The organism is Shewanella sp. 492 (genome assembly GCF_059338445.1).
The window spans coordinates 1,118,049-1,132,061 of record NZ_CM181702.1 but is presented as its reverse complement, the minus strand read 5'-3'; the positions used below and the strand labels follow the sequence as shown (position 1 = coordinate 1,132,061).

The following is a 14,013-nucleotide window of genomic DNA, read 5'->3' as shown; positions in this document are numbered from 1 at the left end:
GTCACAGCATTAACCACCCGGCGTTTTCAATCACTAGCTTGGTTATTAATTACTCACAAGTTGTTAAACTAGCGTCAAACACCAAGACAATGCTGGGTAATAGCATTGATAGCCGTATCGCTATCACTCATATTACGATAGTGCCACAAGTCGCATTTAAGCCATGTGACACCGTTAGTGAGACGCGTTTGGGGAAGATGCACATATTGCGCACAATAACTGTTTTATCGCTAATTCGTTATCTGCTGAGGTGCAAATCGATATCCATAACTCATCTGCGGCAATCATGACAGATAACGGCCATACCTAACCGAATGTCGAACATGAGTTATGGTTATCATTTAGGGTTAGAAACGATAGGTTATTGCCAGCTGAGGCCCTTGAAAACCATAATAAATATCAAGGTCGGATATTTTACCATCAACTTGCACATCTATGTTGTAATACTTGTACATTAGGTCGGCGTAAAAATGGTCGCTAAACTTGTAACCCACCCCGGCACTCAGGTCGACTAATTCTCCCTGAGTATCATCAATCTTGACATAAAAGTATTGGGCCAAAGCTGATAAACGCCAGTTGTCACTGAGCTTATAGCTCGCCAGTATTCCAATATCAGGTAAAGGTGCCGTCACATCAGTCGCAACTACATTATTTTTATCAAGCTCAACAACCTCACAATTATTATCAATACAAGCGCCAACCTCACCGCTAAATGATAACTCCATCCACATGACATGCAGACCCAATGTCACCGTTAACTCCCAATCGTTACTGCTATAAAAATCATAGGCGTAACCTAGCCTAGCAATATCGACATTAAACATCGTCGTTATATCAGCGCCAGCTTTAATTTGGTAGATCTGCCCAGTATCAACATCTTCATATTCATAGGGAACAGTAACCACTTTGTCGTTAGCATTGCGATGCAGTCGCCTATAATCAACATAGACGCCATGACGGTCATTAAACCAATATTCCAGCGCAATATACGGTAGCCACTCTTTTTCAACCAACTGCAGATCAGACTCGAAATCTAAAGTGTATTTATCCCCCGAGTCAGGGTTAGTCACATCCATTCCCGAATCTGAAGTGGAATAAAAACTGCCCACACGAAATGACAACCCTTTCTCATGAGCCAAGCTTGTAGAGGGAAATCCATTTAAGAGCACTGCGACTACAACTATTCCAAATCCGTGCGGTATGACAGCAAGTTTTTTCATCTCTGTACTCCTGCAATAGTATTGCATCAAAAGTCTCTGGTTTAATCAGTATATGTTTGTTATGTGCAACAACTACTAACTATAGATAATAGGTGCAGTTTTAACGAATATCTGCTGGTATAAAGGTGTGATCGCTACGCGAAAGTGTCATGGTGTTTTGGTAAGAGAATGTATTGCTCAAGATATTAACATCCAAGATCAGGGCGCTGCACATTGGCCTGACACTCGACCTCATTCACTTTGAACAGCCAACACACTCGCGAAAAGTCGCTCACCGTTGACACCTGATAGAGAACATGTGGGTTCAAGGGTAAGCAGAAATAAAAACGGAGGCTATCGACCTGGGAACCGCTTAGTCGATAGCCTCCTAAAAAGAGATATTACAGAGAAAAAGGTAACACGTTATTTAATATCTTGTGCCATCCCAGAGGCGGGCATGGGCGCTGCCTGTAATGGATTTATTGGCTGGTCAATTAACTCTTGTTGCAAGTAGCTAATGGCTTTTTCAAGCTGAGCATCATGGCCATTAAATGTCGCGAGCGGTAAGTTATCGACCTCAATATCTGGACTAATCCCTCGGCCTTCGACAATCCAGCGACCATCCATTGCATATTGCGGATACTCAGCAACACGTGCCATGCCCTTATCTGTCAACGAATTACGACCCGATAACCACACCCCAGCACCAGCGGTTTGCTTGCCGATCAATGGCGCAATGCCCAACGCCTTGATCCCCGCAGAGAAGGTTTCACCGTCTGAATAGGTCAGTTGATCAGTCAATACCACAATGTGACCACGGAAGGCTTGTTGCATATTGCTATTGGGAGTGCCTTGAGTGGGCTGCCAGAACATCCAAGCGCGGCGCAGCAGTTTCTCGATGATCCAACTGTCGATGTTACCGCCACGATTACGACGCACATCGATAATTAATCCCTGTTTGTCGATGTTGGCATAAAATTCGCGCGCAAAACTGGCGATATCCCCAGCGCCCATGGCATAAAGGTGCAGGTAGCCGATATCACCTTGACTGTTATCTTTCACCTTCTGGCTATTATGATTCACCCAATCTAAATAGCGTAATTTGGCATTAGTACGATTATCAATGGGTTCAACCACGGTTTTAATGCTGTTTTTATTACGCTTTAGCGTGAGTAAAACCTGCTTATTGACCTGATTGCGTAAAGCCTTGGCGACATCGGCCACCGTGTTGACGGGTTTACCATTAATGGCGCTGATGATATCACCAACTGCGGCGTCAACCTCTATACGGCCTAAAGGCGAAGCATGGCTAGGTAACTCGGCATCATTTTGATAAATATGACTAATACGAACTCCATGCTCAGTTTGCTCCAAACGTGCGCCCAAATTGGCCGCCTTGGGCTGCTTAGCGTCAACGGGCAGATCGCCACCATAAACTTGCGAATGTAACGAGTCTAGTTCGCCCATCATCTGCTTAAAGAGATCGTTAAGTTCATGGCGGTCGGTGAGTCTTGACAACAAGGGTTGATATTTGGCTTTCGTTGCTTGCCAATCGAGACCGCGCATGTTTTTGTCAAAAAAGGAATCGCGGTGCATTAACCATGCATCTTCAAACATCTGCTGCCATTCTAGCGGCGGTGAAATCGCCAGTTGCCATTGATCGGTACGCACTTTAGCGCGGCTAATATCTGTTGGTAGCTTCTCGGCGGTATCGAGGATCAGCATCTCTTGCCCAGCGTTACTGTGCCGACGGATAAACAGCTTACTGTCATCGGCTGATAAGCTATAGCTGGCGACATCATCGCCAAAGGTGTCGACTTTAGGCTTAATGGGGTCAAATTTAATCCACTTAAGCGAAGGGGCTGAGTCGGGCGTCGCCGAGTGAGACAGCACATATAAGCCCTTTTCGGTCACCTGCAGCTGACTATAATTGCCAGACTCAACCGGAACTTGCCATAAACGTTGCGCCAGCCCTTGCCAATCGACACGCGTTTTTATGTCATCGTCTTGCTCATCATCAGGCTGAGGTGTCAGCTCAGTAGGTTTACTAAAGGGGAACTGTGCATCTGCGCTTAGCGCCACGGCAAACAACTGGCTGCGATTATCGAACATAGGGCCCATGTTACGATCGCCCCACGGCGAGGTAGGAGTCGCTTTAAATGCACGATTAGAGATGAAATATAACCACTGTCCGTCGTCACTAAAGGCGGGGGAGAAGGATTCATATTTATCGCTAGTCAGAGCCTGTGCTTTCTTTTTTTTCAATGAATACAGCACGATTTGCGGCCGTAATTGACCTTGTTCCTCTTTGGTGATGGCCATAAAACGACTGTCATTTGACCACACCACATCACGATACGGCCCCAACCCCTGACCTTGAGTGATAATTTTTTGATTGCTGCCCTTTTCTATGTCGAGTAGCCACAAATTGCCATCGTAGTCATCATGGGCGATATAGCGACCATCAGGTGATAAATGCAGCCCCATACGCAAAGTGTGGCCGTTAGTGGTCAATTGCTTCGCTTGACGACTGCCATTGGCGGCAAAGCGCCAAATTTCCTGTTCTCCAGAGGCATCGCTAATACCGTAAACCCATTGGCCATCAGGGCTCATGATCCCGTGACGCACGCGATGATCACCCGGTAACGCTAGCTCAACTAAGCGCGAACCATCTGTGCCCGCTATCGCCACATGGCTTCGCGCCGTGACCACCACTTTGTCGCCAGCAGGCGATAACTGGGTATCGGTGGCAAACTTCATCGGCTGCGTAACCCAATGTTCACGTCGCTGTGGAAAATCAGATGTCAGCCGTATATCGAGGGTTTGCACCTGGTTAGCGGCAATATCATACAACTGAATGTCCGCCCCTTGTTGGAACACAATACGGCCATTATCCATACGGGCACCGCGCACTTGCCAGTCGCTAAACTGTGTGTGCTGACGTACGTCATCGCCATTTAGGGCCATCGACCAGATATTATCGTTACCACTGGCGTCACTGACAAAATACAGCCGTGCTTGCCACAACATAGGTTGACGCACCGAGCCTTTATGAGTCTCCGTTAGCTTTACTGCTTCAACCTGACTGCCTAAGGTATAACGCCACAGCTCACCTTTGGCGCCGCCACGATACACCTTGGCATTATCGCCTGTGGCTTGCAGACCAAAACGGGTGAAATACAAGGTCGTTCCCGCATCATCAATAACTCCCTCAATCGCATCGGCTAACGGCAGCTCTGTAGTGGTTAAGCTGACAGGATCGACACTTTTAAGGACCCAGTAGTTAGCCGGACCAAACGCATTGTCGGTGGCGTAAAGCACTTGACCATCGGCGGTCCAGCCTTGCACTCGCACTCGGCTATTCTCAAAACTCACCCGCTTGGCCACGCCGCCCTGAATAGGAATAATGTACACCTCACTGGCGCCATCATAGTTGGCAACATAAGCAACCCATTGACCATCTTTAGAGATAGCCGCGCCCAGCTCCTGCGCTGGCAAGCTGGTGAGACGGCGAGCTTGAGGATCGTTTAAGTGCTGAGTCCACAAATCGCCTTCGGCGGTAAATACCAAGGTATTATCATTTAAGGCTGGGGCGCGATAGTAGCCCTGATTAACCGAGGTCGATGCTGTATCGAAGGCGGCGATAAGTGGGGTCGTGTGTAAGGTGCCTAATGCAAGCACGCAAGAGGCAAAGAGATGACTCAATTTCATATTCGGCTCATTTATTTGTTTTATCTCGTTTTTATTAGGCTAACAAGGTAACAAACTTTATCGAGCCAGGCAGTAATTTATCATCGAAGAATTATTAGCAAATGTGTCCAATTCAGCTAATCACAGCCCCTGCGGGCTGTGGACATTATGCCAGTCGATACCCACCAGCTTTCAGCCTAAGGTTGGCTGTGAGCGTTGATTTGTTGGGTTAAGTCACGCCACCTTTGATGTAAGGGATGCGTCTTATCGGCTAATTGTGGGCGTTGCTGGTTAATGCGCTGCAACAATATCACCGCTTCAGACCATTGCTCAGTACTCACAAGCTGTTGTAAGTGATTAAGCGCTTGTTTATCGGATATTACGGCTTTGGCTTGCCCTTTAGGTGCTGGCTGTGGCTTCGCTTCGCGGACGGTTTCGGCACTCTCCTCTAGAGCCATAGGCTCGCCACCCTCTGCGTTGCTAGCATCAGCCTTGCTATCGATAATCGCTAAGGAGGAAGCATCACCTGCTTTACTGCTCTCCTCACTAACGCCTGTCATTTGACTGGCCTCTGCTATTTTGGCGCTAGCGTCACTCGCTATAGACTCGCCAACATTTGAATCACCAGCAGTAGAGCCTGTAATATCAGGCTCATCATTTTCAGGTGCAGCCATTGGCGCGCTCATCATCCGAGGTGCGTGCACTGCTTGGCTGTCTAGCGCTTGTGGCGCAATAGTAAATGGCTCCATTATCAATGGATCTTGGCTGGTCGGATTGAGCAGCAATATACTCGCGACTAATAACACAGACGCCGCCGAGGAGAGGGACCAGCGATATTGGCGCCAGAAACTCACCTGCTTAGGCGCATGGATTTGGGATGCTTGCGCCATGGCTAAAATGTGGCTGTCTAACGCCTCGCTAGGTTGCTCGGTTGCCTGTAAGCGATACAGCTGTTGCAATGCCTGATCGACGCTGTCATCTTGGCTATTTTGTGTCATGGTGTTGTTCCTGCCATTTACCTTCGACGCACTGTTTTAATGACTGAGTCGCATAGCGCAGCCGACTTTTTATCGCCTCTAGCCCTGCGCCCGCAACCTCGGCAATCACAGCGGCGGTGAACCCCATCTCCATGCTGAGCAAAAACGCCTCTTTTTGAACATGAGGCAATAGCGCAATACACTCTTTTAAGAGCGTGGCCTTTTGCCCTTGCACTGTCAGTTGCTCCGGAGCGTACTGCATACAAGGCAGCACATTGTCTATCGGTTCCCCTTCTACAACCGCATCACTAAAAAGCTCAACGGGCTTTAGCGCCCGCACATGATCAATCAACAAATTATGGGCGATACGGTACAACCAAGTGGTAAATTTGGCGCGGCGCTCATAATCCACAGCCGCTTTAATCACCCGCGCCCATGTTTCTTGATACAGATCTTCAGCCAGCTGCCTGTCACCAATTTGCCTTATAAAATAGCGATATAATCCGCCTTTATATTTTTGATAGAGGAGTTCAAACGCACGCGGATCCCCATTAGCAAACTCTTGCATCAATCTGTGATCCGTTTCTGCGGCCTTGGCAGCTTCAGACACCTTGTCCAATATCTGCTCCCTAATCGTTTATCTGGTTAAATATTGTTTTAAAGTCTGCACTGAGTGCACCTTTTTGTCTAGATTAAGAGAATCAGATACAAGCGCCTATTGATACTCACGTTACTGGACACCAAAAAGGGTTAATGGGTCATCAAACTGTGTGAGCAGCATAAAAAATGCCGCCAAGGTTAACCTTGGCGGCATTAATTAATCGATAAGTTAGTCACTCTTATTCGCCATCAAGGTAATAGGCAAACGGCACCTTGATAGCGGCAAGCGTGATTATAGATTCGCTAATTTTTCTTGTAGTTTGGCATCTTTGGCTTGCACGGCTTCTGCCGACTTGGCACGCTCTTGTTTTACCGCCAACGCCAACTCATCATCACCCACGGCCAACATTTGCGCCGCTAAATAACCGGCGTTTTTCGCGCCAGCACTGCCAATCGCAACCGTTGCAACAGGCACGCCACCGGGCATCATCACGGTTGATAATAGGGCGTCATGGCCTTGAAGCGGGCCGCAGTCAACGGGTACGCCAATCACTGGGCGAGTGGTGATCCCAGCTACAGCGCCAGCAAGGTGGGCAGCTAGGCCAGCGGCGCAGATAAAGACTTTACAACCACGCGCTTCGGCGTCGGTCACATAAGCGTGAGTCGCAGCAGGCGTGCGATGCGCCGAGGTTACTTTAGCTTCAAAGCGAATACCGAAAGTCTTGAGGACATCTAAGGTGGCTTGCATGGTGGGCAGATCTGAATCAGACCCCATTAATACGGCAACAAATGGCTTAGTCATGTTTTATCCTTTTTGTAGGGTATAGCTATTATTTTGGGCGCATTATAGTCATTTTTCCCCTTTGATAACAGGGGCGCTATAACGATAAATTGGCCAAATATGGTTTAACTAGATGCAAGATTAACAGAGGGATTAATTGCACCATCTTCGACATGACTTTGATTGCAAGCCGATGGTAAGCCGCTTTTATAGAGAAGCATAACCACTGCACTCACTTTTGATAGATAAGAAAAAGCCTCGATATTATCGAGGCGAGTAGCGGGATTGACGGCACAAAGACTAACCAAAAAACAGGCGCCACAACCAAGATGAATCAAGATCTTCTTGGCAACTACGGTATTGGGCTGCATAACGTTTCGCCCGCGCATCAACCTTGTCAGCCACCTTGACTAACCAAGCTTTATGCCGATACGTTTTACGTTTATAGCCGCCCCACCCTTCGTGGTAATTGAGGTATTGATTGCGCGCATCCCATTTCGACACGCCATTAATTTTATGGGTTTTGTAGATAAACCATCCCATAAAATCCATCGCATCATCAAAATCACTACGGCTGGACCAACTATTGCCCGTTTCTCTGACATAGTCATCCCACGTCATGGTTTTCGCTTGGGCGTAACCGTAAGCATCACTGGCTCGGCCAATAGGTATAAAACCTAAAAAGTACTCCATTGGCGGCGCGGCATTATGTTTAAACGAACTCTCTTGGTACATCATTGCCAGCGGTACATGCACAGGAACGCCCCACTTTTCACGGGTGTTGACCGCCGCTTTATACCAATCTCTATGCTCTTGATAAATCGCACACAAATTCTCAGGCTCTCTTGGCGGAGAGGTGGCACATCCACTGAGTGATACTATCAGCAGGCCGCTGAGTAAAGGGGCAAGAAACTTCTTCATGGGGAATACCAAAACTATCGTTTAATCAGCGCTATAGTTTCACATTCTTGCTAGATTGAATCAATGTAAATCAGCTGAACTTGGGATAAGGTCGAGTGAATTGGCTGAACTTAATTAACGGATAAAAACTCACATTGGTGGGCATCTTCTGACCAGACAACGGGTTGCCAATAGTCGCTGTCGAGGCCACGATAGACTTTATCTTGATTAAAACGCGCAGCTAAATGGTAACGACGATTCGGTTTAACATCTATGGTCAATGTCTTAGTGCCTCTGGCGGCCAACTTTACTTTTAGCTGCGGCGAATCAATAAGCTCTGCCACAGTGAACTCATGAACGCCCGGTTCTAGCTGATAATTGGGTTTTGAAATCACAGCCTTGCCGTTAAGGTGAGTTACCACCACCCGATAGAGCCCATCCTCTTTATCCGGTACAAGGTAACCGGCAACCGTGCCACATTGCGCACTATTATCTGGCCCTGAGGCACAGGCTGATAATAACAATACTAGGGGAAATAATAGTGCGCAGGCTCTCATCAGACGACCTCAACCTTGGGTTCGGCAAAATAGTGACTCAAATACTGCTCGAAACTCACAGTAGATTGCGCCTCTAATTGCGCTTGAGCCTGCAGTGAATCGCTCGCCGCTTGTCGATAAGCTTGCTCAACATCGGCAGCCAATGGATAGTCCATTAACTCTTGGTAATAGGTTTGCGCCAAGTCTTTTACCCAATAACTGTGATCGCGCTGCGTCGATACTAGCTCAGTTAAAATTTGGCCAGACAAGGTTTTTGATGGATCATCAACAGCCGCAAGCCAATGGGCTAATGTGGTTTGATAATCGCCTTGCTCAGCCCCATCAAGCAATTTTGCAACACTGCTTAACTCATCAAACAATTGGTGTAACCAGCTTTGCATCGCAATCGGCTGACCATGACGGCTTAACATTAAGCCGGGTTTACGCCCTTCAAGGATCACTGCATTCAGATTTTGACTGATCTCCGCCTCTTCTGCTGGCGTCGATTTCGGCGAGGGACTGAGTAAACAATGCAATAAAAATAGATCTAAGAAACGGATCTGCTGTGCTTCAATCCCGACAGATGAGTACGGGTTAACATCAAGGGCTCTGACTTCGATATACTCAACGCCCGCACGTGCTAAAGCCTCTGACGGTTTCTCACCCTCTTGAGTCACTCGTTTAGCCCGTATGGGTGAGTAAAACTCGTTTTCAATTTGCAGCACATTGGCATTAAGCTGGCGATACTCACCGTCAACCTTAACGCCTATTGCCTCAAACTTCGCCGAGGGCATCTTGATCGCCGCTTGAATACCGGTTAAATATTCAGCCAGTGAGTTATAGCTAATATTTAAACGCTCTTGTTCTTTATTGGTGTAGCCCAAATCGCTCATGCGCAGTGATGTCGCATAAGGTAAATACAAGGTGCCCTTACCCAGCTTTTCAAACGGATGAGCCGTGGGCTGATCTTTAATAAAAGAGCTACATAAGGCGGGGGATGCGCCAAATAGGTAAGGTAATACCCACACTTGACGGCGGTAATTGCGAATTAAGCCAAAATAGGACTCTGAGATAAACTCATCGCGGCTAAGCTGTTTATCTGACACCTCATAAAGCCGGTCCCACAAGGCTTGCGACACCGAAAAGTTAAAGTGTACCCCGGAAATAATTTGCATCAGGGCACCATAGCGGTAGGTTAAGCCTTTACGATACAAACGTTTGAGTTGACCCACGTTTGAACTGCCGTAATCGGCAATGGGAATATCGGCAACATCACCCACATAACAAGGCATACTCACAGGCCACAGCTGTTGCTGACCTATATTGCGCACGGTAAAGGCATGTGTCTGCGTTAAGTCTGTCAGTAGGTCATCGATATTTTGATGCACTGGAGTAATAAATTCTAACAATGACTCACTGTAATCAGTGGTGATACGAGAGTTTGTTAGCGCGGCACCTAAACTATCTGGATGCTTGTCAGTTGCTAGATGTCCCGAAGGCTCGATGCGCAGTGCTTCTCGCTCAATGCCACGTACCATACCCGTTAGCGCATCTCGTCCCTGCTCATCGTTAAGCAGGCCAATAACTTCAGTGAAAGAGTTCAATATCTGTGTCTCTTATTGCTTCAACATGATCATTTGCAGGCTAGACCTACAAAACGCGTGATAAATTTCACTCGCCTCAAAAATAGTCCTCTAACTAGCTTATTGGCAAGTAAAAAAAATAAAGCGGTGAGCTAAATCAAGCATCACCGCATCGTTAATATTGGGGTAAAAAGATCTGATTACAACGCTAAAGCACGCACTGGATAACCCAAGGCTTTAATGTCGGCTTCAATATTGGCTTTATCACCCACAATCAATACTATCATTTCAGCCAACTGAAGTTTAGCGCTGGCCAAGTTATTTAGCTCCTCTTTAGGAATATTTCTAATAATATCAGCCTGAGTCAGAGTAAAATTAGGCTCGAGGTTAAAGCGCTGGATCCGGCGCATAAAGCCTGCTTTCTGGTAAGGCGTCTCATAATCGAGCGCCTGACTTTGCGAGACGGAGTTACGCATAAAGGCTAACTCTTGATCTGTCATGCCGTTGGCTTGATAGCGGTTAATCTCCTTAGCAAACTCAACTAAGGCCTGAGCGGTAACATCGCTACGAACGCTGGCCGTAGCTTGGAATAGCCCTTGCTCACTGCCGCCAGAAAAATAGCTTCTCGCGCCATAGGTGTAGCCTTTATCTTCGCGTAAGTTAAGGTTTATACGACTGTTAAATGCGCCGCCTAAGGGGTAGTTCATCAAGTAAGATTTGAAATACTCGCCAGTGGCGTCAAACGGCATCGCCCGCTGCCCGATCTTAATCACCGACTGCGCCGCTCCCGGTTTATCGACAATATAGACAGTCCCCGCCTCAAGTGTCGGCATTGCCGCTAAGGCTGGTAATGCACTCGACTCACCTTGCCAGCTCGATAACCCTTGTAATTTGCTGAGCAGTTGTGGCTGCTTTAAATTGCTCACCGCCACGATTTGCGCGTTACCGGCACGATACTGCTGCTGGTAAAATCCTTTTACATCATCAAGGGTGAGCGCTGAGACACTGGCAATGGTGCCTTCGGTGCTGATCCCAAGGGGGGTGTTATCGCCAAAGAGCAAAGCATCAAAACCACTGTTAGCAATATAGTTAGGATCCGACTGCATATGTTGCAGACTTTGCAAATGTTGCTGCTTAACACGCTCGAAATCGGCACTGTTAAAGCCCGGTTTAAAGAGTTTTTCTTGAACTATCGCCAAGGTTTCGTCGATATGTGACGTCAGCGCCGACACCTTAACGTAGCTTTGATAAGTGCTCGCGCCAAAACTAACCGTGCTACCTAGCATTTCTAACGCCTGCGCCAGCTCTTCTGTGCTGCGCAATTGGCTCGACTCATTAAGCATTGATGCGGTTAAGCTGGCTAATCCGGCTTGCTTAACATCCACCAAACGGTGCCCGCCATTTAAGTAGATCATCAATTCAACAGTGGGAGTTTCGCTACTGGTGGTAGCCATCACGTCAATACCGTTACTGAGTGTGCCGGTCCATAACACAGGTACGGTGATCATCGGCGCCACCTGAGGTGTTGGCATGATGCTGCGATCAAACGATGGCGCAACGGCTTCAACAATCTCAAGACCGGTTACCGCTTCCTCGGCAACCTGCGGCGCTGGCGCAACATAGTTATCTTCATGGGCAATTAGCTGGGTTTGCCCTTCAGGCACCACACTCATCACTACCATAGGCTTGTTTTTAATGTAGGTGTTAAACACCCGCATCACATCCTCTTTAGTGACGTTGGCGTAGCGGGTTAAATCGTACGCTATCATATCGGGGTTGCCGAAAAAGGTTTGATTTAACGCCAGAGTCGATACTTTGCCTTTGACACTCTGTAAACCAAAGATGGTGTTAGCTTCAAATTGCACTTTGGCTTTTTGTAGATCGTCATCGGTCACGCCACGTTGCTCAAATTCGGCAATCGACTCAAGTACCCGCGCTTCAATATCACTCAGTTCGCCACCACGAGCAGGGTTGGCTAAGGCGTAAATAGAAAACTGACATGCCAATTCCTGACAAGGATGACTGACACCAGCTTGCACTGCATAGCCGTCTTTAACGAGGTTTTTATAAACTAACGAGGTTGGGCCACCACCAATAATATTGGACAGCAGATCGAGCGCAGCCTCATCTTGATGGCTGGCGTAAACCGTTGGAAACGCAATTCTTAACAGGGGTAAATGCACCCTATCTTCCATCGAGATATAACGCGTCTTATCGAGTTTCACCAACGGCTTAGGTGCAGCGGTCACTTCTGGGCCACGTGGGATCTCGCCAAAATATTTATTCACCCACGCCAATGTTTGCGCTTCGTCGAAATCACCACCTATGGTCAAGGTGGCATTATTGGGGCCGTACCAGCGCTGGAAGAAATGCTTAACATCGGTCACATCGGCGCGGTTTAAATCTTCGGGCCAACCGATAACGGGCCATGAATAAGGGTGCCCTGCAGGATACAGCGCTTGGTTAAAACGCTCGCCCATACGGCCATAAGGTTGGTTATCAATACGTTGAGCGCGCTCATTTTTGACCGTCTCGCGTTGTACTTCAAATTTCTCTTCGGTTAAGGCGGGCAAAAAGTATCCCATGCGATCGGACTCAAGCCACAACATTTTTTCTAATTGGTTGCTGGGCACAGTCTCAAAATAGTTAGTACGATCGGTATTGGTAGTGCCATTTAACGTACCGCCCGCTTCGGTAACCGCTTTAAAGTGTTGCTCGTCGGCAACGTTCTCTGAGCCTTGAAACATCATATGTTCAAATAGATGGGCAAAACCTGAGCGCCCTGGCAGCTCGCGAGATGAGCCTACATGGTACGTCACATCCACATGCACCAAAGGATCTGATTTATCTTGGTGTAATATGACGGTCAAGCCATTGGCCAGCTGATATTTTTTGTAGGGAATACCCACACCTGACTCTGTGGTGGTGACCGTTTCAACTAACGAAACTCCTTGCGGCAAACTGGTCGAGATATTCGACGCAGAGCAAGCGGTCAACGCTGCCGAAATCGCGGCAGCTAATATCCATTTCTTCATTAATGTTTACTCCTGTGTTAGCTCGTAGGCCTGCGCCTTACAACCAATGTAGCGTTAACGCTGCAACCAGCAGATAACGTATTCCTTTTCCAATAAAAATCATGATACTCGACTTCACCACTGGCAGCTTTAACCAGCCTGCCAATAGGCATAGTAGATCGCCAATAAGCGGCATCCACGCCAATAACAGACTCCAATAGCCATAACGTTTGATTAAGCCGATACTGTGACGATATCGCCCTTGGGCCATCGCTTCTGGCGTCGTGGCAAAACGACCCAATGTGCCCAAATAATAACTAGTGATCGACCCTAATCCATTGCCTAACGTCGCCACTATTACCAAAGATAACCACTTTTCAGGGGTGTTATCGATTAACGCCACCAATAAAACTTCTGATCCCCCTGGTAACAAGGTTGCAGCAATCAATGCCGCACTAAACATCAACCATAACTCGGTCATATTGGCTTACCTAATGAAAAAAAGTAATTTTTTATGTACAACACTCTAGATTGAGTGATGTTACTCTAAGGTTAAAAATTAAAGATATTAAAACATTCTTTTTAATGACAATAAGTTATAACAAAATCAATTTTGTAAGCAAGGCCAAGGGCCTATAGAATGTCGCCTAATAAAATAGTATGTTGAACAGCCTCGATGACGCGTATTAGAACAAGCGCTCTTCCCGACTCAACGGCTCCATCGCTCAACACA

The 14,013-nt window shown here is 47.3% G+C and carries 10 protein-coding genes; all 10 read right to left on the bottom strand.

Annotated elements, in window-relative coordinates:
* Positions 1 to 347: 347 nt before the first annotated feature.
* Positions 348 to 1,220 carry a hypothetical protein gene (locus tag AC5YBX_RS05020; protein ID WP_494524464.1) on the bottom strand — a complete coding sequence of 291 codons (873 nt, stop codon included), beginning with the start codon at positions 1,218 to 1,220 and terminating at the stop codon, positions 348 to 350.
* Positions 1,221 to 1,622: 402 nt separating this feature from the next.
* Complete coding sequence (locus tag AC5YBX_RS05015; protein ID WP_494524463.1) at positions 1,623 to 4,910, bottom strand: S41 family peptidase; 3,288 nt, start codon at positions 4,908 to 4,910, stop codon at positions 1,623 to 1,625.
* A gap of 176 nt (positions 4,911 to 5,086) precedes the next feature.
* Complete coding sequence (locus tag AC5YBX_RS05010) at positions 5,087 to 5,887, bottom strand: hypothetical protein (RefSeq protein ID WP_494524462.1); 801 nt, start codon at positions 5,885 to 5,887, stop codon at positions 5,087 to 5,089.
* A complete protein-coding gene (locus tag AC5YBX_RS05005; protein WP_494524794.1) occupies positions 5,874 to 6,434 on the bottom strand; it encodes a sigma-70 family RNA polymerase sigma factor in 561 nt (186 codons plus the stop codon). Before AC5YBX_RS05005 ends, AC5YBX_RS05010 begins: the two co-directional genes overlap by 14 nt.
* Positions 6,435 to 6,758: 324 nt before the next feature.
* On the bottom strand, positions 6,759 to 7,268 hold the full coding sequence (gene purE, locus AC5YBX_RS05000; protein WP_475516196.1) for a 5-(carboxyamino)imidazole ribonucleotide mutase: 510 nt from the start codon (positions 7,266 to 7,268) through the stop codon (positions 6,759 to 6,761).
* 279 nt (positions 7,269 to 7,547) lie between these two features.
* The gene (locus tag AC5YBX_RS04995) at positions 7,548 to 8,168 is read right to left on the bottom strand and encodes a transglycosylase SLT domain-containing protein (RefSeq protein ID WP_494524461.1); all 621 of its coding nucleotides are present in this window, start codon (positions 8,166 to 8,168) and stop codon (positions 7,548 to 7,550) included.
* A gap of 110 nt (positions 8,169 to 8,278) precedes the next feature.
* Entirely contained in the window at positions 8,279 to 8,704 is a 426-nt protein-coding gene (locus tag AC5YBX_RS04990) for a hypothetical protein (RefSeq protein WP_494524460.1), read from the bottom strand.
* Positions 8,704 to 10,287 carry a glutamate--cysteine ligase gene (gene gshA, locus AC5YBX_RS04985; RefSeq protein ID WP_494524459.1) on the bottom strand — a complete coding sequence of 528 codons (1,584 nt, stop codon included), beginning with the start codon at positions 10,285 to 10,287 and terminating at the stop codon, positions 8,704 to 8,706. Before gshA ends, AC5YBX_RS04990 begins: the two co-directional genes overlap by 1 nt.
* A 179-nt stretch (positions 10,288 to 10,466) precedes the next feature.
* Entirely contained in the window at positions 10,467 to 13,301 is a 2,835-nt protein-coding gene (locus AC5YBX_RS04980; RefSeq protein WP_494524458.1) for a M16 family metallopeptidase, read from the bottom strand.
* Between the two features lie 37 nt (positions 13,302 to 13,338).
* Complete coding sequence (locus AC5YBX_RS04975) at positions 13,339 to 13,761, bottom strand: YqaA family protein (protein ID WP_494524457.1); 423 nt, start codon at positions 13,759 to 13,761, stop codon at positions 13,339 to 13,341.
* Positions 13,762 to 14,013 lie beyond the last annotated feature (252 nt).